This is a genomic window from Chitinophaga dinghuensis (genome assembly GCF_003259435.1).
GTDB lineage: Bacteria > Bacteroidota > Bacteroidia > Chitinophagales > Chitinophagaceae > Chitinophaga > Chitinophaga dinghuensis.
Window position 1 is genome coordinate 253,127 of the sequence record NZ_QLMA01000005.1, and the last position, 25,699, is coordinate 278,825.

Below are 25,699 nucleotides of genomic sequence, written 5' to 3' on the forward strand. Positions count from 1 at the left end.
CACGAACGGATACCGGATCAATCGCCCAAAAGTGTGAGCTGTTCAGGGTTTACGCGGTTCGCATAATTGGTATGACTGTGTTTTTTCACAAGGAACCATACCATTATATCTTCATTCATTACTATAACCCATGCAGACAAAAGGGCTTTGGACCTTGTTACATGGTTTCGGCGCTGAATGTGCCATGATAGCCGCATTAGCCGGGAGAGATTTTTTTGTTTCATGATCGCTACTTTTAAGGTGAATAATCTGTAAGGCTCGGCATCCCGCCTGCCATACACCCGTAGCGACCAGCCATTGCACCGGGAAGGACGGAGAAAGTTTGAGGAAAAAAAATACGACCGCGGTCAACTAGAAAAATCATCATGAACGTGGTGGAGATTTTTTTTGCTCAACCGCAGGCCAGCCGTAGCGCAGCGGAGGCGCAGACTTTCGTAGGAGCTGAACGGTGCAATATTTTTCGGAGGGGAGAATGAGTAAGTATCCGGAATCTTCAAAAGAGAATGAAACATTTCCGGAGAGAGCAATAGTCTTCATGAGGAGGAACGGAGCGTCGCAACGAGTGGTGAAAAGTGAAAGAACGCTGGCTTAATTATATTTTAAAAAACAACAATGTGATTGGATATAAAATGGATCATCACTATATTTGCCTCCATGAAATGGCTTATGATCATATTCTCCTTGTATGTGCTGACACTTTCAGCCATTCCATGCTGTGGAGATGATTACTGTTGCGATGAGCAGGCCATCCTAACTAGAAGCAGCCAGCAGCATAACGATCATGATAAGCATAAAAAACCAGAGTTACCTTGTAGCCCCTTTTTCTCTTGCACTACCTGTCATGGGGTTATAATTCCGGAAATTGCAAAGTCAGAACCGGAAACAATGCCCTTGCCAAGGAATATTTATTACGACTACGCAGATCAATCCCTACCTGAATTTCCTGCTTTTATCTGGCAACCACCCCAGCTATCCTAATAGTCTCTCTACACAACCGATATGCCCGTTGGAAAACACGGGACATGCTTCTATTATTTTTGGTTTACATCAACAGTAAAATGTTTAAGACACTTAGCAGTATATTATTGCTGTGCCTGGCCCAGGTATGCCTGGCGCAGAACACGTTCACAGCATTTATAAAAGACGCAGACAGCAAAGAACCCCTGATCGGGGCAACAGCAGTACTTACCGGTACCAGCAAAGGTGCCACGGCTGATAACAAGGGTATGGTAAGTATTAGCGGTATTCCCAACGGCAGGCATGTCATTACCTGCACCTTTTTGGGATACCAGGAGAAGGTGGATACTTTCTCCTTCCCATTGACCAGAGATACCATCACTATTTACCTGGAACATGCCGGAGAAAAGATAGAGGAAGTCGTAATATCCTCCACCCGTAGCAACCGTAGTATCCGGGATATCCCTACCCGTGTTGAATTTATTGCCGGAGAGGAACTGGAAGAAAAAGGCAACATGAAACCGGGAGATATACGTATGATGCTCAACGAAAGCACCGGTATCCAAACGCAGCAGATTTCAGCCACCTCTGCCAATTCCAGTATCCGTATACAGGGCCTTGATGGTCGCTATACACAGATACTCAAAGACGGGTTTCCTCTCTATGCCGGTTTTTCCGGTGGCTTAGGACTGCTACAAACTCCGCCACTGGACCTGAAACAGGTGGAGGTTATTAAAGGCTCTGCCTCCACGTTATATGGCGGTGGTGCTATTGCGGGTCTTGTCAACCTGATTTCAAAGGTTCCAACAACAGAACGGGAACTTCGCTTTCTGATCAACGGTACTTCTGCGGGAGGGTTGGACCTCAACGGGTTTTATGGACAGCGGTTCAACAAAGTCGGCCTGACCGTCTTTGCTTCAAGGAGCAGCAACAAACCATATGACCCTTCCAGTACCGGCTTTACCGCCATACCGAAATTTGAACGGTATGTATTCAACCCAAAGCTGTTTGTCTATTTCAGCCCGAAAACCCGGATGAACCTGGGCGTTAACTTCACCACTGAAGACAGAACCGGCGGCGACCTGCTATATATCAAAGGCAGAGGCGACAGTACCCACAGTTACTATGAGAAAAATAAAAGCAACCGTTTTTCCACACAGTTTTCATTCGATCATGAGTTCAGTGAAGGTAACAGCCTGACGGTTAAAAATTCTGTCAACAGTTTTAAACGGACCATATCTATTCCAGGTTATGTATTTGACGGGCAGCAATGGTCCTCCTATACAGAAGCGACCTACAGCCGGCAACGGGAAAACATGGACTGGATAGCCGGTATTAACGTTTATACTGATAATTTCAAAGAGCAGCAAACAGACACCCTACCCAAACGCAACTATGATCAAAACACACTGGGCGCCTTTGTGCAAAATACCTGGAAGGCTAACAACTGGCTGCAACTGGAAACCGGCTTGCGGGGCGACTATGTAATTGACTACGGCCTGGTGCTGCTTCCCCGTATTTCCGCTCTGTTTAAAATCTCGCCAAAATTATCATCTCGTGTTGGCGGTGGATTGGGGTATAAAACGCCTACCATATTCACCGAAGAAACAGAACGGATACAATACAAATCTGTGCTGCCCATTAGTTCCGATATAAATAAGCTGGAACGGTCCTATGGTGCTAACTTTGATCTGAACTACAAAACTTCCCTGTTTAACGACAAGGTAAGTTTCAGCATCAACCAGCTTTTCTTTTATACCCGTATCAATCACCCATTATTACTTAAAAATGCTCCCGGCAATCTATACCAGTTGGAAAATGTTGATGGCTTTATTGATACCAAAGGCTGGGAAACAAATGTCAAATTCGGCTATGGCGATTTTAAATTATTCATCGGCTATACCTTTACCGATGCCCGTCTGAACGACAATGGCATCATCCGGGAAAATCCGCTTACCGCCCGCCACCGGCTAAATAACGTGTTGATGTATGAAAAAGAAGAAAAGTGGAAAGTAGGGTTGGAAGCCTATTACTACAGCAAACAAACTCTCACCGATGGCAGTACTGGTAAGCCATATTGGATATGCGGATTTATGGCAGAAAAATTATGGGAGAAATTCTCCCTGTTCGTGAACTTTGAAAACTACCTGGACACCCGGCAGACCCGTTTCGACAGTATCTACACCGGTACAGTAACACATCCGGTTTTCCGGGACATTTACGCGCCGCTGGATGGCTTCGTGGTAAACGGTGGGCTGAAATTAAAATTGTAAGTAATGCAGAAATCAACATTTCGGATTAAAAAGATGGACTGTGCTGCGGAAGAGCAGCTTGTGCGTATGAAGCTGGAGGGAATGCAAAGCATCAAACAACTGATCTTTGACCTGGGAGAAAGAAAGCTGGAAGTGATCCATATCGGAGATGTGGAGCCTATCGCAGATGCTATACATGATCTCAAATTTGATGATAGCTACATTGGATCTGAGCCGGTAGATGCAGAACTGCATCTTGCCTCAGAAAACCATGAAAGAAAGTTATTAATCTATGTATTACTGATAAATGCCTTCTTTTTTGTTCTTGAAATGGTCACCGGCTTCATTTCCCATTCTATGGGTTTAGTTGCAGATAGTCTGGATATGCTGGCAGATTCGCTGGTATATGGCCTCAGCCTGTTTGCGGTAGGTGGAACTATATTGCGGAAAAAGCGGATTGCAAAGGTCAGTGGTTACTTTCAGTTGGCCCTGGCAATACTGGGATTTACAGAAGTAATCCGCCGGTTTATGGGTTTCGGGGAAACGCCTGTATTCAGCACAATGATCTACATATCTTTCTTTGCACTTATAGGGAATGCCTTTTCGCTGGTTATATTACGGAAAAGCAAGAGCGAAGAAGCACATATAAAGGCCAGCTGGATATTTACTTCTAATGATGTAATCATAAATATCGGAGTAATTCTGGCTGGTGTACTGGTATACATTACCTCTTCCCGGATACCTGACCTAATAATAGGAACTCTTGTATTTGCCATTGTAATGCAGGGAGCGTTCAGGATTCTGAAACTTTCCAAATAATAAAAAAGAAGTCGTCTCAAAGGTACTTGTGAGACGACTTCTTTTTTTCGAGCCCTTCACCTATCTCATTAACTCAACCTGATAAGATGGCCAGTTATTCTCGTTTCAGGTCAACATCAGAGATTTGAAGTATCATAGATCGATCCCCTATCGTAGTCCCATATAACCCTTTCCCACAGAGAGATTAAAGACAGTTTGAAAAACGACAATAAAATTTCGATTTAATTGTCGAGATGTCGCTTCTGTACTACGTTATGGATACAATATTTTGTTATATTCGTATGGTATATACTGAGATACATACAAGAAAAGTTAACCTATTTTTTGAATGCTGACTATAAGTAAATAATTATTTCTGTTTCTCCCACTGCCACACTTCTATTTGTCTGGATGTATCTGAATATATCTTGCGTTGTTACGCTTATGAATGAGTAACCACTAATAAAAACAATGTGATGCGTTGTAATTTAACCTCTGCTGACAGCTATCCAATCAGATTCTTAAAGGAGATTCCTTCGGCTTTAACGCCGGACCAGGTATCGGCGGTCAAACGATATGCGGCGCGGTATAAGAAAGGGATCATGCTTTTTCAGTGCGTGGAAGAAGACAGCGATTGTTCACTGTGGCATAACGTCTTCCGCTTATACGATGCAGATACATTAAAGACTTCCTGTCCCTGCCCTCTGGTGGCGCTGCGTATATCTTTAAACGGATTGTTGCGTTTCAAAGCCGGAGAACTGGGAGAATTTGAGTTAGCGCCCAGACAAGCACTTTTATTCTATTTGCCCAGGCCCAGCAGCGAGTTGTTCCTGAGTGCAGGGAAAGAGTATACTTTCTTTGATATTTTATTGCCGGAGAAATACATACAGCATTTTTCACCTTATTACAGCGTCCTGCGTGAATTTGCCAGGAACATAACCGACAGGACGGCTGCCAGTCTCACACCCTTCCCGATCCGGTTATCTGCTACAGGTCTGCATTGCATTGATCGGTTGTTAAACTGTGCCTACACGGGGAGCTTGCGTAGTATGTATATAGATGCCCGGATGATGGATATTATGACCGAGGTGCTTTCCATTGCTGAAGGCAGCAGCAAGCGCGAGGTTCCTTTGACGGATGAGGAGACCGGCAGGATACTCGAAATACGTAAACTGTTGGGTGAGAACTTGCATAAACATTACCGGATAAAGGATCTATCCCGAATGGTGTTTATCAATGAATATAAGTTAAAACGAGGTTTTCAGCAGGTTGTGGGAGCCAGTATTTTCGACTATCAGCTTAATCGCAGGATGCAGGAAGCGCTGACCCACCTCTCCAATTCGGAAATGTCGCTGGAAGAAATCGCGGAAGCAACCGGCTATCAATATCTTTCCAGTTTTATCAGTGCATTCCGGCAACATTTTGGGGTAACGCCATCGGTATTCCGGAAACAGGGACGCAGATAGTGCAGCACTCCCGATTGCAAAACTTTTGCTCCCATTTGCTTATAGCAGGCGCGGGCTTTAAACTGTAATTTAGTAACAGTGATATTCCAGAAAACCAGACACGACTATGCAGAGAAGATTTTCACTGGAGTGGTTTGAGTTGTTTATTTCCAAAACCTTGCTATCTGCCAACTTAAACCATGCCGTCATTACCGCCAACTTTGTACGTGATTCAATCCAGAAGGCTGCCGAGGAAAAAGACCGCATTCGGTTGGAATTATTGCAGGAGATGTTCACTGCCTCTAATGAAGAGGGTATGCGCGTTTCCGTACAACGATACCAGCTGCTATTGATTCACCTGCTTGACGAACTACATAACCAAGAGATAAAGGATACCGGTAACCAGCTATTCCGGAAACTGTGCTATTACCTGCGGGAATGTCTAAAAGAGCTGCTGGCCTTAATAGAGAATCATTTTACCCGTTATTTTGACCTGGAGCAGAAAGTCCCGGAAAGCTATCTTAGTATATGCAGGAAAGAGATCAGCCAGGAGATCGATGAACTGGAGAACCGATTTTACAGCCATAAGCAGGACGCAAAGCTGGTACAGATACTTATTAATCATATCCGGGCATTTATTGCCAATTCCCGCGTGCAGCTTACTTACCGTGATTTTATGTACCTGAAGGATTCCTGGGGGGAGCTACTTCATTCCAGGATATATGGTAAACAAGGCAGAAGTTTCCCCCTACTGGTGGAACTACTGATCCGCATTAATTACAATTCGCCCATGTTCGCCAATTATTTTATCCAGGATTATATGGGTGCCCTATTGAGTAAAGCAGGAACTGTTGATGAAAAGATGGGAATCATTCACCGGCTGAAAAGCAGAGTAAAGGAGGTAAACAGGTTGCCCAATCTTCGCATGTTACCTGGATATCCGGATATAGAAGATCAGATCGCGGAGATGCTCCAGGAAGAGCTATCATTTTTACAGTCAACAGGAAGTAATCCTGTTGGTGCTGAAACGGCACCTAGTGACTATAAAGTACAGACTACACTGCCAGTACCCCTATTGGCTGCTACTATCAGGGTATTTAAGGATAGTGGTGTAATCCTTAACACCAACATAAAGAAACTGCTGGAATTTATTTCAGCAAACTACAGTAGCATGAAACAGGAGAATATATCTTATACGCATCTCCATAGTTCTTACTATGAAATTGACCAGCGAAACAAAGACCGTTTGTATGACATGCTGATGCAGCTTGCCAAAGAGTGTCGGAAGTTATAAGCCCCCCATTCAATTTGCCGGCCAGTCAGGATCATCATTGATCCTGACTGGCCGGTGCCGTTTCCTGGGCTTATATGTTTTCTGAATTAATATGAATTGATGCCCTTATAGTTAAAAGGGCTACTACTAGGTGTGGTAGCCCTTTTTACCGGCAAGATATGTTTTCTTCGTTCGCTCGATATATTCTGTTCTGTCGCCCGCCAGATGGTAGCCGCAGAACTCCAGCATATTACGCGTGTAATGCAGGTATAGCCTGTGGCCTGCTGTACAGAAATACAGGTATTAAGTATTTCACTCACCATTTAAAACCACAATTATGAAAAATGTAAGATTAGGGCTTGTAGCCCTGGCCGTTGTTGCCGCAGTAGGCGGAGCTTATGCAACCAGGTCCACCAGTGCCAACGTGGTAAGAGCACAATCCTGGTTTAAATATCAGCCAACGCTTCCAGGTGGTACATCTACCCCCGGCAACTATGTTGAAGTGACGGACAATGGCGGCTGTTGGGAAGGGAATCAATTATGCCGGATCAAAGTTGACAAGAACCCTAGCACCGGCCTACCTGATCAAACAGCGCTGAATGCTTTGCAGGCTGATATTGATGCTCATAGTCCGATTGCCGAAAGAGTAGTATTTATGCCTTGATTTTGAAAGAAGGGGCCCCAGCGCGGGCCCCTTTCTTTTATCTTGGGTTTTTCGGTATGTCAATCAGGGACGTTACGCTGTTCGGTATCTGAAGAACGTACCGGAGATCATTGGGAGGTAGTATGTATGTTTGATCATTCAATCTCCGTTTAATGGTGATGGCGGTACCGGGGGTCTTGTTGAGCCTTCGTAGGTCTGTCCAGCGAATTGCCCGGAAGACCAGTTGCTTTCTCCGTTCTTCCAGCACCTTAGCCAGTGCCTCACTGGCACTTGTAGTCGATACTGGGAAAAAGGATTCAGGCGTATATCTCTTTTGCCGGAAAGCATTTAGCGTTTGGAGAGCAGCGGTAATATTTCCCTGTCGGGCGCGGCTTTCCGCCAGATTCAGATATACTTCATCGGCGGCAAGACCGGCGAATAGCTGGGAAGAGCTGCTGCCGTTATAGTTTCCTCGAAAACTGCTGGCCCCATTTGGATTTTTGCGAAAAAATAATTGACTGCGGAGGTCTCCGGCTGCGTATGACTGCACAAGGATGCTGTCAATATTACCCCTCGCAGGATCAAGACAGTAAGAGTAGTTCGCTGATACGTGAAAAATAACCTCTGGATTAAATCGTACAAATGGTTCTGCTGCTGTAGATGATAGCCTGTTATAATCTAGTAGCTGGGCACCGTCTCCGATGCAGGAATCGGCATAGTTCGCAGCCTTTATATAGTCGCTCATGCTCAAGTGGATACGGGAAAGCAGTGCAAACGTAGCTACCCGGCTGGGCCGGGTTTTATACTCTACCTGTAAAGGTAGCAGCTGGCTTGCTGTTTCCAGGTCTTTAATGATGGTACTGTATGTCTGTTCAACGCTCGACCTGACAGAGATTTCATTGATATCAGCTGTCAGACGGAGCGGGATTCCTGCATCTGTAGAAGCAGTGGCTGGATCATACGCCGGAGCAAATTCCTGTGCTATCATAAAGAATGCAAAAGCACGATAGAAAAGCGCACTACCCTTGATCCGTTTCCAGACGGCAATTTGACCGGGATCAGGATCTATGTCACGCAGCGTTTCCAGCACAACATTAGCCTTAAATACTACTTTGAACGCAGTACTCCAGTCCTTATCATTACTCACGTCCGATGCCCACACGTAGTTTTCTTTATCCGTTACCACAGAGAGATTGGCCCAGGCATCATAAGTAAGATAATAGTTGTCAGCTGCTACTTCCCCGGCAATGGGACAGCTTAAATTCATGGCTCCTACGTCGTCCAACATTGCCTGAAGGTCATGCAGCGTGGCCGGGATCACCATTTTTTTATCCGGTTTAGCATCAAGAAATTTCCGGCAGGCGTTCAGTAGCAGCATTACTGTTAATGGAAGGCATACTGCTACGATAAGTTTATAATATTTCATATCATATTATTTATGCGGGTTTAGAAAGTGGCCTTTATTCCGAAGGAAATACTACGCGGAGGAACCGAAGCACCATATTCGGGGTCAAGGCCGTATTTATTCGCTCTATATATTGTTGCGATATTCTCCAGGTACAGATAACACAGAAGCTGGCTAAACAAGGGGCTATGCTTTCCCTGGGGTGTAATCGTGTATTGAAGGTTTAGATCTTTCCACCTGATCATACCGGCTTTTTCAACCAATGCAGAAGACTGTAGATAAAAGCCATCGCGGTACGGGTCTGCTGGATATATCATCGCCGGTACATTCGTTGTTTTTTCGTCACCTGGTTGTTGCCAGCGCAGCGCGAAATCACTATGCCCGGTCCAGTTTTGATACAACGCGGAATAATTGATGGAATTTCTAAGAAAGTAATGCCCCAGCTTAAAAAGGAAGTTGGCGCTGAGTGTCCACCTGGAATAGGAAACGCTGGGTCGAAAAGCTCCATAGAAAGGAGGAAGCGCTCTCCCGGAGTAAACAAGATCACTCAAAAGCGATTTATTGGTGATAGCATAATAATCTTTGCTCACACTTCCGTTCAGCCACCCTTGCGGGTTTCCGTTGGCATCAAGCCCCTCCCAGCGATAACTTAGGATAGCGTCTGTAGGTCTCCCCTCCAGCGGATTGATTCCACTGCCGATATAACTGCTTGCCCTGGTGTACTTGTACAGATACCGAGTGATTTTGTTGGTGTTGTAGCTGAACAGCAAAGCAGCTTCCAGTTTTACTTTCCTGTCTATTATCCGGCTTTGTAGAGAGATGTCTATACCCCGACCCTGAATGATGGCAGAGTTCTTGGACATATTGACCACTCCAGTGGTGGGATCAAGTGGTGTAATGCCTATCAGGTCGGTACTTTTCTTTGTGTAGTAATCAATGCTCCCGGAGAGAGCATTGCCCCGTAACCGAAAATCCAGTCCTATATTCAATGTACCTGTCTTTTCCCACCGTAGGCTTGGATTAGGTGGTGTGACTATTGTGGCGAATGGTTGGTTAATGTAGAAATTACTACCTGCGGCACCGTAGTTTATAATAGTAAGGGCGGACAGCCGGTTACTTGTATTGCCATTATAACCATAGGTGATGCGGGCAGCAAGCATGGATAGCCATGATAAGTTAAAGAATTTTTCCTGTGAAATGTTCCAACGTAGGCCGGCTGACCATAGCGGTACTCCTTTTTGGTTCGTTTTCACTCCAAAAAGGTTGCTGGCGTCCTTCCTGGCACTGGCAGACAGTACATACCTATTGTCAAACGTATAAGAGGCGTTTGCATAGTAGGATACATACCGAAGCTGTATGTCACCAAAGGCCAGTGGATCGGGAATGCGCTGGCTCCCATTCAGGTTGAGGTATGTAGGGAGATAATCTACATAGTTCACATTACTGAATGTAAGCAGATCAGGATCGTAGCCATAGGTACGATGTATATTGTTGCGGGTTCGGACCTCCTTCATCTCCAGCCCCGCAAGCGCCGCCAACTGGTGCCGTTCTTTCCAATGCTGGTTATAATTTAGCTGGGCCCTTCCGGAATGAGAGGTCAGATCACTAGCTCCTTCATCCAGAATACCACCACGGGGTATTCCATATAACACCTGCCCGCTGCCCGCTATCTGTGAATAGAGATTTATAAGATTACGGGCGTAATAAGTCTCACCGTTGTACAAGTTCCACGTGCCACCTGCCTGGCGTTCGTATTGATAACGTAGCTCCGCACTCAATGCGGGAGTAATGGAATACCTGGCTCCCAGGTTAAGCCGATAGTTTTGCATAGTAGTTCGATTGTCGGCCAGCCCCACTTCCCGAAGCGGATAATACTTCCAGTCCTGCAACATGCCCGCACCAGCTGTATCAGTAAATGCTGCTCTATAGTCCTTTACCAGCGGTAATGGAGCACCGTTATGATCCGCAAGCATCGCGTAGGGATAATAACGGAATTTCCCACCACCAGGAGAAAGCATGTCAGGCCCTGGGTTGTTATTGGTGGTCTTACTATAGGCATAAAGCAGGCCCAACTGAAGTTCCAGTTGTTTTGTCAGTCGCAGGGAGTTTTCCGAACGGAGTGTAATTCTTTGAGAACCGTTACGGACAAGACTATTCTGCTGATCATCGTAGCCTGCACTGAAAAAGTAGTGTATCCCGGGTGCGCCACCACTAAGGTTAACGGAATGTTGCTGGCTGATAGCTGTCCGATAAAGGTATTTCCTGTAATCATCCCGTACATCGTGCTGCCGGAGGGCTGCTATTTGATCGACTGCTTGCTCATGCCCGATTAGTCCGGCTTTTTCTTTTTGAAGTATTTCTACAACCGGCGATAACGGTGGTCGGTTGTAGGTATTGCTGATATCATTATTATAGAATCCTTCTTTAAACAGTTTTTCTTCTACATCAATAAAATCTCCGGAAGACGTGGCATTGTCCTTAAAAAGGTCAGGTTTATCCATTACCGTTATATTGGTCGCAGCTTCCACTTTCAGCGGTTGGTTGTACCTACCTTTTCGAGTGGTGATCACCAGTACCCCATTGGCTGCCTGCGCTCCCCAAATTGAAGCGGCAGCCGCATCTTTGAGCAAGGTCACACTTTCCACATCATTCGGGTTGATCTGCTCTATAGAGCCATCAAACGGAAAATTATCTACTACCAGCAGCGGGGCATTATTGGCAAACAGGGTACTACGGCCCCGTACAAGCAACTGTTGATCCTTGTTGCGTTTATCAAAGAGTATGGAACTAGTGCCTTCCAAGTGGGAAAGCAGGTCTTTTCCCGGTCTCCGGGATAAAGTAGTTTGATCTACTTTTTCAAAGGAGCCGGTAGCTCGTTCTTTGGGCAAAGACTGGTATCCGGTGGAAACTACTACTTCTTGCAATCCTGTTTGTACTGGAGTGAGATAGATAACCAGGTTGGGTGTCTTGCTGGCGATTTCGTCACCGGAAATGATCGCGGGAGTATAGCCGACAAATGAAACATACAGGCTATCATCTATTACCCGACCAATGAGGAACTGGCCGCTGGCAGTGGTATGTGTGATCTGCTGGTCTTTTTTATATCTCACAGTTGCCCCTGAAAGCGGCTTACGTGTGCCAGCTTCCATTACATACCCCTTAATCAGATTTGCCTGCTGTGCAGCAATTGGTAAGCCTGAAATACAGATACAGAAGATTAAAATGATACAGCGGTATAGGCTGAGGTTTAGATTTCGCTTTTCTTGCATAAAACTGAATTTTGGTGGAGGGCAGCACAGGCCCAATGGTTGGTGATTTTTACGAACCGGTTTTTTCGGTAAGGATGAACATTTCTAACTCCTGCTCACTCTCTTCCAATTCAAGTCCATATTGCCTTAGCGCCTTCTTTAGCGTGGAAATATCTGCATAAGGCATATTCAAAGTCAGGTCGATATTGGCTGTAATGCCTGTGTGATCTATGATTGGCGGTAGGCCGTACATCTCGTTTAATTTATATATCAGGGCCGTTAGCGTGGTATTCCGGAGAAAAAGCAGGGTGCCATCATGACTGGTCTTTATTTCTGGCGTGCCACCAGTTGACGACAAACCTGTTCCTGTCGTGCCCTTTTTCAGGAGGTAACATTTGATCAGGCGTTTTTCTATCCGTCCATTAGTCCCCAAAAACCTATTAAGGTCTTGCACCATGTATGTTTGTAGCTGCTGTCTGTTTGTAGAAAGTGGGCATCGCAGCTCATAACAAAAGCCGTTTTGCTGTTGCCAGTCAAAGAAATAACCGTCTATAGGTGTATAGCGATAAGCAACTGGGTTGCTCACCTCCAGGATTACCCTGTTACGCGGAAAATTCACCAGCTTACCCAATGCCATCAGGTACAAATCCACAGCTGACCAGTTAGTAGCATAGCGCCGGATGATCCCCGTAGTACTGTCACTATTGATGCCTGCCAACATGCTCAAACCCGGAACAAACCTTGTGAGTGTGCTATAAAACGGAGGTATATCGTTTTTTATCCTGACCACGGGTTTCAATAACGCTGAATGATAATTATATTGAACATTGTCATTCTTGGTTGGTAGCTGCCGGAAGTCGCCCCGTAGTGCGGATCGTATGTTATCCTCATTCAGATATTCTGCATAGGTGAAAGCAGATACCCTACCGGATGCCGATATCCAAACGATATGAGGTATAGCGGCATATGGGAACAGTTTCCGCAAAATGGTATCCCCTGTTAAAGTGGGTACTGGTGGGCGGTTGCTGGCATGGGTACTGAAAAACTTCCTTACTGCTTCCTCATTTTGGGAGGATACTGTAATGATCTGCACATCTTCTTTGAACTCGCGTTGCAGGCTGTCAAGTTTGGAAAGGCCCGCCACACAAGCACCACAGCCGGTTGTCCAGAAGTCCAGGATTAGGAGCTTCCCTTTGAAACCGGCAAGGTTTCCCTTCTTCGCGGAAAAATTGATGATGGGCTTCAGTACTACTGATGGAACCATTTCTCCGATGGGCAACGGCCCAGGTAATATTGTTTGCCCGAACAGGGCCAGGAATGGGCATAGCATTCCCGTCAGAAAAATTAATCTTTTCATGATAGTGGAATTTGATGAAGAATTGTTCTTACCTATTTCGTGGATCTGTCGGGTGCCCGAATATGCAGATTGTAAACTGTTGGATATATCATGATAGCAGGTTTAGAGTAAAAAGAATAGATTAGCCCCAGCGGATAGACATCCGCAGGCCGTCCTTATATTCGTTAATCCCTATAGCGTTATAGTAAAATAGTTACGGTGGTTCTCGGTAAGACTTCCAGATATAGCTTATAAAAGCGATAAAGAGGTGAAGACCAGTAGGGGCATAAAAAATGACGTGGGGTAGTCCCTACCGTCTCCTGGGCTGCGACACCCGACAACGAATAAGAACGCCCACGCCATAGCGTAGGCGATTTACCTTATTTCTCGTTGTCGTTCCAAGGTCGCAGTTAGGAGACAAGAATCAAAGTAAACGCGCTTAATATCTTTATATGTACAAGCCGTAAAATTATAAAAAAAAACTATGTTGAGTTCATGTATTATTAATGATTTAGGAGAAAAGAAAGAAATCCGTGTTCTATATTCTGAAAAATATTTTTTGCAAAATACTATTTTTATATCGTTTTACAAAATATTTATGATGTAATTCGATATTAATATATCATTTTGATTTGTATTTTATTAGAAATCAATGCGTTGCCTTATCTTATATTTGTCCAAAACCAATATAATAAGCATGGCAAAAGTAAAGAAGCCATCAAGCAGCATCCGTATCAATAGAATTGGGGCTGTTTTAGCAGATAAAGGTAAGACCAACAAAGATTTGGAGACGCATTTTGGGGCGGCTCAAAGTACCGTATCCAACTGGGTAACTAATAAGTCCCAGCCATCAGTATATCATTTTTGGGAGATAGCCAAGTATTTACAGTGTGATATCAGAGACCTGTTTGTACCCACTCCACAATTTATCAAGTAAATTTTAAATCAAGTATTTTATAGGGATATCGTAAATTGTATTGTTAGCCATTTTTCCCTCCGGGTGTTCACCTAATAAATTCCATTATTATGAGAACTCTTTTGTTCATCCTCGCAATTGCCTCTCTGACTGCCTGTAGTTCAAAAAAACTTAGCCGGGAGCAAGCCTCAGAAATAATCAAGAAAGCCTATCCACGTACCATTGATTGGGATGTGTTTACCGCTGATCCCCAGGTGGCAGCAAAGGCGCTTTCTACTCAACTGGAACAGGACGGCTATATTACAATCCAGCGGAAGCAAACCTTGTCTGAGATGGGCAACCCGTTTATTTCGTTCACTGAAAAATCAAAGCCCTATCTTTTGGCAACGCCAGAGAAAGATAAGGCTTATAAAATACAGAAAGTCAAACTGGCCGAACAGCATTTTAATTCAATAACCGGTATGCAGTTGTTGAGCAATGATAAAAAAGCAATCGTAGAATATACAGTAGTTTATAAAAATGTAACCCCGTTCGTGCCCATTTCAACATTGAAGATTGAGCCTGAGTTGAAGCGGAAAGCATACTTTGCATTGTACGATGATGGTTGGCGTATCGTAGAAAAACCGGATATGGATTTCCTTGTCCAGTAACAGTCTGGATAAGCCACCATGCCACGCAACAATTTACCGGCAACACCTATCCAGCGTTTTAACAAACGTATCATTCATTTCATCTTTGATTTCAATGATTCTTCGCTCTTCAGCAAGACTAAGGTAATCACGGCCCTTTTCCCTTCGATTAATTGGAACTTTGGTACGCATCTTTCGATAGAATGTAGGCTGGCTCCAGTTACAGTCTTCACATACCTTTTCTCTAAATATTGAAGCCATTTTGGAATACACTTCGTGAAGATTGAAAAGGGTATTCGGTTTATCTTTTTCTTTTTTCATGATATGAGTAATTTTAAATTGAGTGTTTTATATGGTTAATAAAAGACAAGCTGTAGACACAGCCTGTCTATTGTAACAATCACAATAAATGGAGCAACAAATAATGGATGAATGATATGAGGGCAAATGATAAGAGTAAAACCTGCCGCCTGCTATTCCTGGTTTATCATTTGTTTAAAACTATTTGATCGTGTAACAGAGTGAGGCTTTCCGGAACTTCTACATCGCCCGATTTCACCAGCTTCACCTTATATAAAGTCATGGCACCATCGCCACTTATTTTAATTGCAGATCCTGTTCTAATATCTACAAACCAGAGCATATGATTCTCTCTCCGGCCCGCCAGGAATTGTTTTGCTCCGTTCTCATGGGCTAGTACGAAAATGTCACTCCCTACCAGGTTAAAGTCTTTTGTCTTGATTTCTTCAAGGAATACATAGCTACCAGCCACAATGAATGGTGGAACTCTATCTGTTTTAATGTGCATGTAATGTGTAGACTGTGCAACCAGTTTTTCTTGTTTGGGTGTAGTCATAGCGATTCTTTTAAGCGGTAAACAATCAGGGTTATTTTTTTAGTTTCGGGTATTTAAAAATGCAGAGATGTTCTCTTTGATTAGAAATGGGATCGGATTTAATTTTCTTAATTCTCAATGAATCCTTCCCAACGGTGACAGATATACGATCACCAATTTTGAATCCAGCCTGTGAAAGCCAGTGCCCGGATAAATTTACCCACGGAACACGAATATGGTCGCCAGTTCTTGGTACTGATTTGTAGTGAATCAATACGTTTCGGTTTGTTTTGATAGGCATAAGGGTTAGTTTATGGTTGAAATGGTACGATATGCGCAATATGGGAGCTGTCCGAACTGGCTAACAATCTCCGCGAACGATCCCTTGACCACATTTTCCAAAGTGGATATTTTGTCAAACAATGTATTCAGATCGGTATCAGAAATACTATATTCATCAGGAAAGTTATACCTGGATTTTTTGTATGCCTGATTGAGTAACAGTAGGAGCAAATTATCTCTTGTATCACTTTCGTTAAATACCTTTCCGATATCTTCAGTAAGAAATAATGATGTCTTTATGAGCTTATTTAGATTGTGCGTATGCGGAGCGGTGCCCATCACGGAAATCAGCAAAGCCCTAAGTGAATGCTCTGCTGCCTGGTGGAGAGAGAATGCAGCCAGGGCTGCATTGTTGCTTCGACGATAGTACGTGGCGCCTTCTCTGAAATTGGATACAAGGGTGAAAATCTTCCCAAAATTATCCTGGGCTTTTTGCTGCACAATTTCGGCTGGTATGTAGTGCTTTTTCGGAAGAACGGTATTGTGAGCATTATACTTTATTCGCTCCTGCCTGCACACCCTTTCATAAAACAGATGGCCTTCTCTCAAGGCATTGTACACTTCTGTAGCAGGCCGGATAGAAATATTTACGGGTAGATCATCGCTGAAGTGCTTCTGAATTTCTTTCTCCAAATCCACATGGGACATTTCGTTGTTATGGGTAAGATATAGAAGGCTGGCAGCATAGTCTGTTCTGCTATGATATTTTACCAAAAACACTTTATCAATCGCCGGAATGCTGCTGCCGGAATCTATAACCCCATAAATAATAGGGTTGTCATCTAATCTATCGGATTCTTCCTCACATACAATTTCCGCTTCTTCTTCCTTTTCTTTCATTATTGGCCATTGCAGCTTTTTATCTTTCCATAGTTTATGCAAAAGATAACTTGCTTCAATGAGCCTCTCCAGGTTTTCATAGAAGAAAACCATATCTCCCCTTGTGTTGCGGTCTAACTCCTTATTAAAACTGCCCGTGACTGTTGATTTGATTATTTCCCACAAGCTCTCACGTAGACCATATAAATCATCAAGCAGGAAAAAATTCTGTAATACCTCAAATGGATTCTGAACTTCAGGGAGAGAAAGTGTAAATGTCCGGTTCATCCATGCCGGTTGAAGGTCGTGTTTGTTTAACATAAAACGAGGTTTAGATTTGATAGGATAATTTGGGTTGCAGGGATGAACATATAAGGAGGGGTAATGCAGAGTATAAAGTGTAGGTATTAGAAAGTAAAATTATTCTTCTTCATCTTCAAATTGGGGTAGATCCTTATCCTTTTCCCATTTTTTTACTTCATAATCCAGCAGTTCAAGTGATTTATTCAAATATCCACAGAATGTAAGCAATTTAATCTTGCTCGATTCTGTAAAACAAAATATTGCTTCTGATTGTGATACCGCACAAAGATCATTGATCATCTTTTGGGTAGTTTCTAATGGAAATATCTTAAAAAAAGAAAAGAACATATTCCATGCAAGTCTGTGTTGCTCTTCTATCGGCTTTCTTTTAAACGCTTCCAGGAGAACAACTAGTTGTTCATGCTGATTCATATCAACGGTTTTTGGTTATAGACAATATGGTACTACACGAAACCTAAATGGTTCTGTGGCAAATCCAAGATGGTAAAGCGAAGGGAGAAAGAATATCAGGAGGACTGAGTGCAAAACCATTGCAGTAATGCTGTGATTTTAAAATTACCAAAATGAACAATACAATCCAAATTCCTATCCTGTATTTCTCCAAACGAGGTAAATCAGAATTTGTCAGGTTGCCCGTCCATGCTCACTAATTTTTTTTCAAATTTCTTTTCAAACAAATTACTTCTGAAATTATATAAGCTGACCAACAGCATGTTACCTGCCCTACTACTAGGTGTGTAAGGCTTTTTCGGGTTTATTCAGGCGCATATTTGTATCCGAACAGTTCATAGTACCAGAGAGACAGATATGTGGTGAGTGCGTGTACTAACAAACATAGGCTGTGTGATGGTGATGATGTGTGGTTTGAAAAATTCAGCCTATGTTAAGTTCATTTTCATGGGCGAGCTACCTGATGGTAGCCGCCCTTTTAATCGGTATCTATTACTGCATTGTTATCGTCCGGCATTACCGGCGTGATATTGGAAAATTATCTTCCAGCCGGAAAAGAGATGATAATGACGATGAGCCTATCAACCCCCAGCTATCATTGTTTGATGATACGCCGGAAGACCTGTGCCAGGTTAATCCTGCGGACCTCTTCACGCCGGCACTGGGTTTAGCTGCGAGGATCAGAGAAACATTAAACAAAGCTGCGACTGAACAGTATAGTAAGGCAGGTCTGATCCTGATCCTTCGCAAACTTATTGCTGAATACCCCGTACTGAAAGGCACACCATTTCAGGTTGCCATCAACAATGTGATTTTAACAGAAAGTAAAGCTATGGGCGCCGCTGGCCTGGATGAAGGCGATGTTGATCTTTTGTGGTAGATATAGGACGGTGGCTCACCTATAGTGCATTTGTGTGGATTTAAAATGTGAAGTATGAAAGTGTGGTGGTTGAATTTAAAGCATCAGATGGATGCGTGTTTTTTCGTAGGGGCGACAGTGTTACTGACCCTGGTAGATACGGCGGTTATGGCTCAGGGAACTGCTGATGGAAAAGCCGGTATAAAAGAGGCCAGCGATAAAGTTCGCTCTTATTTTGATACCGGGACCGACTTGATGTATGCTGTTGGTGCGGTCGTTGGGTTAATCGGTGCAGTAAAGGTTTATCAGAAGTGGTCGAGTGGCGATCCTGATACGTCGCGTGTTGCGGCAGCCTGGTTCGGTAGCTGCGTGTTTTTGGTGGTTGTCGCCACCGTTTTGAAGAGTTTCTTCGGTATCACCTGATACCTGGCTTCTATCAGTTCAAAAGTACAGCATATGGCAAACAGTGTCTATACCGTCAATAAGGGAATTAATATCAGTATTGAGTTTAAAGGCTTAAAGGCACAATATATATGGTATTTGGCTGGAGGACTACTGGGTATAATGATCCTGTTTGCCATCCTGTATATCGCAGGTGTGAATCCATATGTATGTGTGGTCATTGCCCTGGGAACGGGTGCTGGCCTTATCTCCTGGGTATACCGGTTAAGTAACACCTATGGAGAACATGGTCTGAGTAAGAAATGGGCACGGCGGCATATTCCCTCCTGCATCAGGGCAGGAAAAGGCCGAGATGTATTCATTGGCAATATAAGTGGTGGTTATGGTAAAAGTGTTAGAGGAAATGTTGCCCGTCATGGCAGTGGAACATGATTGCATACTTTCAAAAGCTGGCGACGTTACTGTCGCTTTTCAAGTGCAGCTCCCGGAGATATTCACGTTATCTGCGAACGATTATGAAGCTCTTCATCAGACTTTCATAAAGGCAATTAAAGTGCTGCCGAAAAATTCTGTATTCCACAAGCAGGACTGGTTTATTAATCGCCGGTATCAGGGTGATTTTGAAAAAGATGGGGATTCCTTTTTATCCCGGAGTAGTACCCGCTTTTTTAATGAACGGCCATTCCTGGATCACACGTGCTACATCATGGTGACGCGAAGACTGGATACCAGGAAGCCTTCCAGCTCACTTTTTTCATCTCTATGCAGGAAGTCTATTATTCCAGGCGAATTGATGCACCCCAATACCCTCCGGGATTTCCTGGATGCAGTTGGGCAGTTCAAAAGCATATTGGAAGGAACCGGGTACGTCAAGCTGGAGCGGATCAGTGATGCTGGATTAGTCAGCAACCGACAGAAAGCCGGCCTGATTGAAAAATACTGTTGTCTCCTTCCGGATGCAGAGAAGCCAATCAGTAAAGATATTTCCTTTGGAGATGATATCAGGATCGGAGATGACTACTTACAGGTATATACGTTGGCTGATGTTGAGAATCTTCCCGGATTATGCGGAAGCCGGATAACTTTCGACAAGTATAGCAGTGATAAAAGTAAATACAGTGTTGGATTTGCTGCTGCGTTAGGACAATTGCTAACCTCTGACCACATATACAATCAGTTCATTTTTATAGGTGATGCTTCTGCGAAAATCCAGCAACTGGAGAAGAAACGCCTGCGTCTTCAATCCCTATCCGCTTATAGCAGGAAAAACGCGATGGCGAGAGATGCCATTAACGACTTCCTCCAGGAGGCAGTTGGGCAGCAGCGTTTACCGGTGCGGGCACATTATAATATTTGCATGTGGTCCAATGATAGAGACGCACTGAAGGAACTGAAAAACCAGGTAGCAACGGCTTTGGCGCAAATGGATGCTTCCACCAAACAGGAAACGGTAGGTGCTCCACAGATATACTGGGCAGCCATTCCTGGTAATGAAGGAGATTTCCCGATGAATGAGGTATTTGATACTTTCTGTGAGCAGGCATGTTGCTTTTTAACCCTTGAAACAAGCTACCGTAGCAGTATCAGTTCCTTTGGTATCCGCCTGGGAGACCGACAGACGGGACGCCCTTTAAACGTTGATATTTCTGATGAGCCCATGAAACAGGGTATCATTACCAACAGGAATAAGATCGTGATTGGTGGCAGTGGTAGTGGAAAGAGTATGTTCATGTGTTCTCTCCTGCGCAGCTATTATGAGCAAGGTGCGCACTGTGTTGTCCTGGACGTTGGTGGTAGCTATGCCGGTTTGTGTAAGTTGTTAAACGGGTATTATTTCAGTTATACAGAACAAGACCCAATCAGGTTTAATCCTTTCTTCATCTCAGAGAATGATACGCTGGATATCGAAAAGAGGGAGAGCATAAAAACACTGATACTAGCGCTATGGAAGCGGGAAAGTGAAACTTTCAACCGCTCTGAATATGTGGCAATATCAAATGCACTGGCTCTCTACTATGAGAAACTGGAACGTGATAAGAGTATTTTCCCATGTTTCGATAGTTTCTACGATTTTTTACAAGGTGAATATGTTGGTGTCCTGGAGAAAGAGCGTGTACAGCCAAAGGATTTTGATATCAACAACCTGCTGTATGTTTTAAAGCCGTACTACCGCGGTGGTGAGTTTTCATATCTCCTGAACGCCAAAGAAAATTTAAATCTCCTGGAAGAAAGATTTGTTATTGTCGAATTGGACAATATCAAGGATCACCCCATCCTCTTTCCTGTTGTCACTTTGCTGGTTATGGAGATGTTTATCTCCAAAATGCGGAAACTGAAAGGTGCGAGGAAGCTCATCGTCATTGAGGAAGCATGGAAAGCGATCATGCGCAATGGCATGGCGGAGTTCATGAAGTATTTGTATAAAACCGTTAGAAAGTTCTTCGGAGAAGCCTATACCGTGACGCAGGAACTGAATGATCTTATCAGTTCTCCCATCGTCAAAGAGGCCATCATAAGCAATGCAGACTGCAAAATCTTGCTGGATATGCGCAAATTCTCCAACAAGTTTGATGATATCCAGGCACTCCTGGGTATGAGTGACAAAGGGAAAGAGATGGTATTGTCCGTTAATCGGGCCAATGAACCAGGGCGCAGATACCGTGAGGTCTTCATTGATCTCGGAGGACAGGTTATGAAAGTTTACAGGTATGAACCTTCTCCAGAAGAATACTACGCTTATTCTACCGAGGAATCTGAAAAAGTAAAAGTGATGGCCTACGTCGAAAAATACGGTGGTGACATACGTAGAGGTATTACGGCGTTGGTACAGGAATTACGTGATCAGCAAAATTGAGTTGTATGAAAGGTGTGTATAAGGCAATGCTGTGCGCCGTGCTGTGTTGTGGTCTTGTTATGCTGCCGACAAAGAAAAGCCACGCGATCATTTGGGTAGTGGTTAAGGCTGCTGCAAAAAAGGTAATCAAAGCGCTGGATCTCCAGATTCAACGCCTTCAGAATAACACTATCGTTCTGCAAAACGCGCAGAAAACGCTGGAGAATGCGTTGTCGAAATTGAAATTACAGGAAATAGCCAACTGGACTGAAAAACAGCGTCAATTGTATGCTACATACTTTGATGAGTTGTGGAAAGTAAAAAACGCGATCTCCACCTATAAAAAAATAAAGGAGGTTATTCAACAGCAGGTCGCCTTAGTTGATGAATACAAGAAGGCATATGAAGTGCTCCGGAAAGATACCCATTTCACTCCGGATGAAATCGACTATATGTATAAAGTGTATTCCGGTATCCTTACGGAGAGCTTGAAAAATGTCGATCAACTTCTTTTGGTAATTAATTCATTCGCTACTCAGATGTCTGATGGAAAGAGACTGGAGATTATCTCTGATGCCGCAGCTGGAATTGAAGAAAACATGACTGCGCTACGGCAGTTCACTAACCATAACATTGGCATCAGTATGCAGCGGGCGAAAGGTATCAGTGAAATAGAAATGGTAAGGCGCATGTATGGTTTACAGGCTAAGTGATAATCTATAAATACCGTGTTGTATGAAAGTGATGTTGTTGATCAGTATTATACTGCTTTCTTCTTTTCACATGAAAGCCCAGACCTTTAATGAATGGTTTCGCCAGAAGAAAACACAGCGGGAGTATCTCATAAAACAGATTGCACTATTGCAGCAATACATCGGCTATGCAAAGAAGGGTTACGATATTGCTCAGAAGGGACTTGGCACCATATCGCAGATTAAAAACGGCGACCTGAATATTCATCGTGTTTTTCTTAACGCTCTGAAGGAAGTAAATCCTTCATTAGCAAGATACCCCAAAGCTGTTGATGTAATTTCTTCTATTGTGTCTATGAATGCTGTATCCAGTAAAACTATCCGAGAGGTTAATAGCAATAATTTCATGGATGCCGGCAACCGCGATTACACGCGACAGGTATTGAACAATATCAGAATGGAGAATGAAAAAGCTGCGGATGATTTACTACAGATGTTCTCAAATGGTATTCTACAACTTTCGGATGACCAGCGCCTTTCCCGGATAGACCAACTGTATGCTGCTGTGAAGGACAGAGAGGCATTTTTGTCTGCATTCATTAGTCAGTTATCCATGTTAATAAAACAGCGCCATACGGAGATGGCGGACGTGGAGATGTCGCGGATTATGTACGGATTAAAATGAAGTTTTATGAAGAGGGTGATTTTTGTGATGATGCTGTTGATATCTTCTCACTTGCTGTTTTGTATCCCTGCCAGGGCGCAGGCTGACGAGCTGGCCCAACTGGCTTTGAATATCCAGAAACTGAGCCAGCTGAAAAAGATCCTGCAAAATATGTATAACGGGTATCAGATCATCAGTAAGGGATACAATACTGTTAAAGACCTTTCCCAGGGGAATTTCAATTTACATGAGGTTTTCTTGAATGGGCTATATTCTATCAATCCTGCAATAAAAAATTACAAACGCATTCCTGACATAATCAACTATCAGGCCCGGATAGTGAAGGAGTACAAGACTGCCTTCAATGCTTTCAGGTCATCTAATGTCTTCAGCATCGATGAGGTAGAATATATGGCTGCCGTATACGGGCGTCTTACAAAAGAAAGTTTGAAAAATATTGAAGAGTTAACGTTGATAATAACAGCAAGTAAGCTAAGAATGAGCGACGATGAACGTTTGAAAGGAATCGACCGGATATATATAGAGATGGAGGATGCCTGGTTATTTCTATGCAACTTTAACAATCAGGCCAAAATGCTGGGCTTGCAGCGAGCAAAAGCAAGCAATGATGTAGAGATGGTAAAGGTTCTCTATGGTATCGGTAATTTAAATTAATGATTATGAGATGGTGTGGTAAGCCGCTGGTGTACGCGGTTGTGGGGATTCTATTACCTGGTATCTGTAATGCTCAAAGTGTTGCCGACAATATCGGTGGATTACATGGTGTGCTGGATAAATTATATGACGACATGATTCCATTGTGCGGTGACATGATAGATATCGGAAGGGCCGTTGCCTGCTTTGCTGCAATTTGGTATATATCTGCCCGCGTATGGAAACATATAGCCAACGCGGAAAGCATCGACCTGTATCCATTACTGCGACCTTTTGTTATTGCTGTGGCTATAGGAATGTTTCCACAGGTATTGGATGTCATTAACGGCGTGATGAAGCCAACAGTAACTGCAACATCAGGTATTGTAAAAAATAGTGATAGTGCCATTGCTGTTTTACTACAACGGAAGCAGGACGCAATTAAGACTACCGATCTTTATAAGATGTACGTTGGTGTAGATGGACGCGGTGATTATGATCGGTGGTATAAATACTATCATCCAAATGATCCGGAAAGACAGAATGAGGGTGTTTTTGATAGAATGGGAAATGATATAAAATTCGGCCTGGAGCAGGCGGCATATTCAATCCGGAACTCCGTTAAGCAATTTCTGTCTGAGGTACTCCAGGTTCTCTTTCAGGCCGCATCGTTGTGCATCAATACTGTTCGTACTTTTTATCTTATTGTATTGGCGATACTGGGCCCGCTTGTTTTCGGAATGTCCATATTCGATGGATTTCAACAGTCGCTTATTAGTTGGTTGGGACGTTACATCAATTATTTTTTATGGTTGCCTATTGCTAACATTTTTGGTGCTATCATCAATAAGATTCAGATTAATATGTTGCAGATAGATATTGATCAGATAACAAAATATGGTGACACCTCTTTTGGTGCGAACGATACCGCTTATTTGATCTTCCTGATCATGGGCATAGTAGGATACTTTACCGTTCCGAGTATTGCTGGATACGTTGTACACGTTGCTGGGAGTAATCCGCTGTTACAGAAAATTACAGGTATATCTATGGCTGCTGCCACTGGTGGCGCCGGCATGGCAGCCTCCCGGCTTGGGCAGGGAATTTCAAATGCCGCCAATGCGCCAAAGAATTTCAAGGAAGGATATACTGGTCAAAATACTGGATCTGGAATGATGGCCGATGTAGGTCGAGCTGCCGGAAATTCAGGAGCCTATATGTATGATCAGTTGAAGAATCTGTAGATATCACTGACCGGTAAATACCGGAGCATATTTGAGTTGTGGAAGTTGAAAATGTGTAGATATGTTTCGTCAGTTAAAGAATATAGATACGGCTTTCAGGTACATCCGATCTTTTTCCATCGCTGTTATAGTTGGAAATACGTTGGTGGCAGGTTTTTGCTACTACCAGAGCTATCAGCTTGCAGGTAAGGTACAGGGAAAGATTTATGTACTGGCAAATGATAAGGTAATTGAGGCGTTTGCTGATGATCGGAAAAACTATCTCCCTGTAGAGGCGAGGGCGCATGTAAGAGATTTCCACCGGTTGTTTTTCACGCTCGACCCGGATGAAAGGCTTATACAGTCCAATATCACAAAAGCCATGTACCTGGCTGATGCTTCTGCACGCGGGAAGTACCAGAGCCTTAAAGAAAGTGGCTTTTATACGAGCGTGATATCCGGAAATGTGAGCCAGCGGATAGAAGTAGACAGTGTTAACGTCAGTTTTGATAGAAAGCCTTATCCGTTTCGTTGCTATGCAACGCTTCAAATACGCCGTCCCACCAGTATTACTACCAGGAGCCTTATCACAGAAGGGTATTTGCAGGATGCGAAAGCATCAGATAATAACTCTCATGGTTTCCTTATCCTGAACTGGACCATCATTAGGAATGAAGATTTAAATGTCGTAAACCGTTGA

General features: G+C 43.6%; 25 protein-coding genes. 17 read left to right on the plus strand and 8 right to left on the minus strand.

Annotated elements, in window-relative coordinates; all coding sequences use genetic code 11:
• The first annotated feature begins 666 nt into the window (after positions 1–666).
• The 6 genes from CLV59_RS29460 to CLV59_RS16280 all read left to right on the plus strand — a co-directional run bounded on the left by CLV59_RS29460 (position 667) and on the right by CLV59_RS16280 (position 7,389).
• Positions 667–978, plus strand: a complete 312-nt coding sequence (locus tag CLV59_RS29460) for a DUF6660 family protein (RefSeq protein ID WP_394336933.1) — start codon at positions 667–669, stop codon at positions 976–978.
• Between the two features lie 44 nt (positions 979–1,022).
• The gene (locus CLV59_RS16260) at positions 1,023–3,230 is read left to right on the plus strand and encodes a TonB-dependent receptor (RefSeq protein ID WP_245950883.1); all 2,208 of its coding nucleotides are present in this window, start codon (positions 1,023–1,025) and stop codon (positions 3,228–3,230) included.
• Positions 3,231–3,233: 3 nt separating this feature from the next.
• Positions 3,234–4,028: a cation transporter gene (locus CLV59_RS16265; protein WP_111593117.1), complete on the plus strand. Its 795-nt coding sequence runs from the start codon at positions 3,234–3,236 to the stop codon at positions 4,026–4,028.
• 455 nt (positions 4,029–4,483) lie between these two features.
• Positions 4,484–5,473 carry a helix-turn-helix domain-containing protein gene (locus CLV59_RS16270; protein ID WP_111593118.1) on the plus strand — a complete coding sequence of 330 codons (990 nt, stop codon included), beginning with the start codon at positions 4,484–4,486 and terminating at the stop codon, positions 5,471–5,473.
• 106 nt (positions 5,474–5,579) lie between these two features.
• On the plus strand, positions 5,580–6,746 hold the full coding sequence (locus CLV59_RS16275) for a hypothetical protein (protein WP_111593119.1): 1,167 nt from the start codon (positions 5,580–5,582) through the stop codon (positions 6,744–6,746).
• 316 nt (positions 6,747–7,062) lie between these two features.
• Positions 7,063–7,389, plus strand: coding sequence for a DUF6520 family protein (locus tag CLV59_RS16280; protein WP_111593120.1), 327 nt, complete (start codon positions 7,063–7,065; stop codon positions 7,387–7,389).
• A gap of 37 nt (positions 7,390–7,426) precedes the next feature.
• Here the strand turns inward: CLV59_RS16280 and CLV59_RS16285 are convergent, their stop codons facing one another.
• The 3 genes from CLV59_RS16285 to CLV59_RS16295 are packed head-to-tail and all read right to left on the minus strand — an operon-like array spanning position 7,427 to position 13,378.
• Positions 7,427–8,794 carry a RagB/SusD family nutrient uptake outer membrane protein gene (locus tag CLV59_RS16285; protein ID WP_111593121.1) on the minus strand — a complete coding sequence of 456 codons (1,368 nt, stop codon included), beginning with the start codon at positions 8,792–8,794 and terminating at the stop codon, positions 7,427–7,429.
• Between the two features lie 20 nt (positions 8,795–8,814).
• Complete coding sequence (locus CLV59_RS16290) at positions 8,815–12,042, minus strand: SusC/RagA family TonB-linked outer membrane protein (RefSeq protein ID WP_111593122.1); 3,228 nt, start codon at positions 12,040–12,042, stop codon at positions 8,815–8,817.
• Between the two features lie 49 nt (positions 12,043–12,091).
• Complete coding sequence (locus CLV59_RS16295) at positions 12,092–13,378, minus strand: TlpA family protein disulfide reductase (protein ID WP_111593123.1); 1,287 nt, start codon at positions 13,376–13,378, stop codon at positions 12,092–12,094.
• 676 nt (positions 13,379–14,054) lie between these two features.
• Here CLV59_RS16295 and CLV59_RS16300 point away from each other — a divergent pair.
• Complete coding sequence (locus tag CLV59_RS16300; protein WP_111593124.1) at positions 14,055–14,294, plus strand: helix-turn-helix transcriptional regulator; 240 nt, start codon at positions 14,055–14,057, stop codon at positions 14,292–14,294.
• 89 nt (positions 14,295–14,383) lie between these two features.
• Complete coding sequence (locus CLV59_RS16305; RefSeq protein WP_111593125.1) at positions 14,384–14,923, plus strand: hypothetical protein; 540 nt, start codon at positions 14,384–14,386, stop codon at positions 14,921–14,923.
• Between the two features lie 33 nt (positions 14,924–14,956).
• Here CLV59_RS16305 and CLV59_RS16310 read toward each other — a convergent pair whose 3' ends face one another.
• The 5 genes from CLV59_RS16310 to CLV59_RS16330 all read right to left on the minus strand — a co-directional run bounded on the left by CLV59_RS16310 (position 14,957) and on the right by CLV59_RS16330 (position 17,633).
• Positions 14,957–15,223: a hypothetical protein gene (locus CLV59_RS16310; RefSeq protein WP_111593126.1), complete on the minus strand. Its 267-nt coding sequence runs from the start codon at positions 15,221–15,223 to the stop codon at positions 14,957–14,959.
• Positions 15,224–15,389: 166 nt separating this feature from the next.
• Positions 15,390–15,758 carry a hypothetical protein gene (locus CLV59_RS16315; RefSeq protein ID WP_111593127.1) on the minus strand — a complete coding sequence of 123 codons (369 nt, stop codon included), beginning with the start codon at positions 15,756–15,758 and terminating at the stop codon, positions 15,390–15,392.
• 31 nt (positions 15,759–15,789) lie between these two features.
• Positions 15,790–16,038, minus strand: a complete 249-nt coding sequence (locus CLV59_RS29465; RefSeq protein ID WP_111593128.1) for a SymE family type I addiction module toxin — start codon at positions 16,036–16,038, stop codon at positions 15,790–15,792.
• A gap of 5 nt (positions 16,039–16,043) precedes the next feature.
• Positions 16,044–17,219 (minus strand): HEPN domain-containing protein, encoded by a 1,176-nt coding sequence (locus tag CLV59_RS16325; RefSeq protein ID WP_111593129.1) that lies wholly within the window; start codon positions 17,217–17,219, stop codon positions 16,044–16,046.
• Positions 17,220–17,318: 99 nt separating this feature from the next.
• A complete protein-coding gene (locus tag CLV59_RS16330; RefSeq protein WP_111593130.1) occupies positions 17,319–17,633 on the minus strand; it encodes a hypothetical protein in 315 nt (104 codons plus the stop codon).
• 469 nt (positions 17,634–18,102) lie between these two features.
• On the opposite strand from CLV59_RS16330, the gene CLV59_RS16335 reads away from it, so the two are divergent.
• The 9 genes from CLV59_RS16335 (at position 18,103) to traK (ending at position 25,699) form a co-directional block, all read left to right on the plus strand.
• Entirely contained in the window at positions 18,103–18,552 is a 450-nt protein-coding gene (locus CLV59_RS16335; protein WP_111593131.1) for a hypothetical protein, read from the plus strand.
• Between the two features lie 54 nt (positions 18,553–18,606).
• Positions 18,607–18,954, plus strand: coding sequence for a DUF4134 domain-containing protein (locus CLV59_RS16340; RefSeq protein WP_317048648.1), 348 nt, complete (start codon positions 18,607–18,609; stop codon positions 18,952–18,954).
• Positions 18,955–18,987: 33 nt separating this feature from the next.
• Positions 18,988–19,365 (plus strand): DUF4133 domain-containing protein, encoded by a 378-nt coding sequence (locus CLV59_RS16345; protein ID WP_111593409.1) that lies wholly within the window; start codon positions 18,988–18,990, stop codon positions 19,363–19,365.
• Complete coding sequence (locus tag CLV59_RS16350) at positions 19,316–21,787, plus strand: TraG family conjugative transposon ATPase (RefSeq protein WP_111593132.1); 2,472 nt, start codon at positions 19,316–19,318, stop codon at positions 21,785–21,787. Before CLV59_RS16345 ends, CLV59_RS16350 begins: the two co-directional genes overlap by 50 nt.
• A gap of 5 nt (positions 21,788–21,792) precedes the next feature.
• Positions 21,793–22,479 carry a conjugal transfer protein TraI gene (locus tag CLV59_RS16355; RefSeq protein ID WP_111593133.1) on the plus strand — a complete coding sequence of 229 codons (687 nt, stop codon included), beginning with the start codon at positions 21,793–21,795 and terminating at the stop codon, positions 22,477–22,479.
• Between the two features lie 22 nt (positions 22,480–22,501).
• Complete coding sequence (locus tag CLV59_RS16360) at positions 22,502–23,143, plus strand: hypothetical protein (protein ID WP_111593134.1); 642 nt, start codon at positions 22,502–22,504, stop codon at positions 23,141–23,143.
• 6 nt (positions 23,144–23,149) lie between these two features.
• Entirely contained in the window at positions 23,150–23,797 is a 648-nt protein-coding gene (locus tag CLV59_RS16365) for a TerB family tellurite resistance protein (RefSeq protein ID WP_111593135.1), read from the plus strand.
• Positions 23,798–23,802: 5 nt separating this feature from the next.
• Positions 23,803–25,020: a conjugative transposon protein TraJ gene (traJ, locus tag CLV59_RS16370; RefSeq protein WP_111593410.1), complete on the plus strand. Its 1,218-nt coding sequence runs from the start codon at positions 23,803–23,805 to the stop codon at positions 25,018–25,020.
• A gap of 61 nt (positions 25,021–25,081) precedes the next feature.
• On the plus strand, positions 25,082–25,699 hold the full coding sequence (traK, locus tag CLV59_RS16375; RefSeq protein WP_111593136.1) for a conjugative transposon protein TraK: 618 nt from the start codon (positions 25,082–25,084) through the stop codon (positions 25,697–25,699).

Bases quoted from the DNA above. Each gene is read 5' to 3' on its own strand.
- CLV59_RS16345 (WP_111593409.1), top strand. From the start codon at position 18,988: ATGGCAAACAGTGTCTATACCGTCAATAAGGGAATTAATATCAGTATT.
- CLV59_RS16270 (WP_111593118.1), top strand. From the start codon at position 4,484: ATGCGTTGTAATTTAACCTCTGCTGACAGCTATCCAATCAGATTCTTA.
- CLV59_RS16325 (WP_111593129.1), bottom strand. From the start codon at position 17,219: ATGTTAAACAAACACGACCTTCAACCGGCATGGATGAACCGGACATTT.
- CLV59_RS16280 (WP_111593120.1), top strand. From the start codon at position 7,063: ATGAAAAATGTAAGATTAGGGCTTGTAGCCCTGGCCGTTGTTGCCGCA.
- CLV59_RS16315 (WP_111593127.1), bottom strand. From the start codon at position 15,758: ATGACTACACCCAAACAAGAAAAACTGGTTGCACAGTCTACACATTAC.
- CLV59_RS29465 (WP_111593128.1), bottom strand. From the start codon at position 16,038: ATGCCTATCAAAACAAACCGAAACGTATTGATTCACTACAAATCAGTA.
- CLV59_RS16340 (WP_317048648.1), top strand. From the start codon at position 18,607: ATGAAAGTGTGGTGGTTGAATTTAAAGCATCAGATGGATGCGTGTTTT.
- CLV59_RS16355 (WP_111593133.1), top strand. From the start codon at position 21,793: ATGAAAGGTGTGTATAAGGCAATGCTGTGCGCCGTGCTGTGTTGTGGT.
- CLV59_RS16285 (WP_111593121.1), bottom strand. From the start codon at position 8,794: ATGAAATATTATAAACTTATCGTAGCAGTATGCCTTCCATTAACAGTA.
- CLV59_RS16275 (WP_111593119.1), top strand. From the start codon at position 5,580: ATGCAGAGAAGATTTTCACTGGAGTGGTTTGAGTTGTTTATTTCCAAA.
- traK (WP_111593136.1), top strand. From the start codon at position 25,082: ATGTTTCGTCAGTTAAAGAATATAGATACGGCTTTCAGGTACATCCGA.
- CLV59_RS16365 (WP_111593135.1), top strand. From the start codon at position 23,150: ATGAAGAGGGTGATTTTTGTGATGATGCTGTTGATATCTTCTCACTTG.
- CLV59_RS16265 (WP_111593117.1), top strand. From the start codon at position 3,234: ATGCAGAAATCAACATTTCGGATTAAAAAGATGGACTGTGCTGCGGAA.
- CLV59_RS16300 (WP_111593124.1), top strand. From the start codon at position 14,055: ATGGCAAAAGTAAAGAAGCCATCAAGCAGCATCCGTATCAATAGAATT.
- CLV59_RS16360 (WP_111593134.1), top strand. From the start codon at position 22,502: ATGAAAGTGATGTTGTTGATCAGTATTATACTGCTTTCTTCTTTTCAC.
- CLV59_RS16290 (WP_111593122.1), bottom strand. From the start codon at position 12,042: ATGCAAGAAAAGCGAAATCTAAACCTCAGCCTATACCGCTGTATCATT.
- CLV59_RS16310 (WP_111593126.1), bottom strand. From the start codon at position 15,223: ATGAAAAAAGAAAAAGATAAACCGAATACCCTTTTCAATCTTCACGAA.
- CLV59_RS16295 (WP_111593123.1), bottom strand. From the start codon at position 13,378: ATGAAAAGATTAATTTTTCTGACGGGAATGCTATGCCCATTCCTGGCC.
- traJ (WP_111593410.1), top strand. From the start codon at position 23,803: ATGAGATGGTGTGGTAAGCCGCTGGTGTACGCGGTTGTGGGGATTCTA.
- CLV59_RS16260 (WP_245950883.1), top strand. From the start codon at position 1,023: ATGCTTCTATTATTTTTGGTTTACATCAACAGTAAAATGTTTAAGACA.
- CLV59_RS16305 (WP_111593125.1), top strand. From the start codon at position 14,384: ATGAGAACTCTTTTGTTCATCCTCGCAATTGCCTCTCTGACTGCCTGT.
- CLV59_RS16330 (WP_111593130.1), bottom strand. From the start codon at position 17,633: ATGAATCAGCATGAACAACTAGTTGTTCTCCTGGAAGCGTTTAAAAGA.
- CLV59_RS16335 (WP_111593131.1), top strand. From the start codon at position 18,103: ATGTTAAGTTCATTTTCATGGGCGAGCTACCTGATGGTAGCCGCCCTT.
- CLV59_RS29460 (WP_394336933.1), top strand. From the start codon at position 667: ATGATCATATTCTCCTTGTATGTGCTGACACTTTCAGCCATTCCATGC.
- CLV59_RS16350 (WP_111593132.1), top strand. From the start codon at position 19,316: ATGGTAAAAGTGTTAGAGGAAATGTTGCCCGTCATGGCAGTGGAACAT.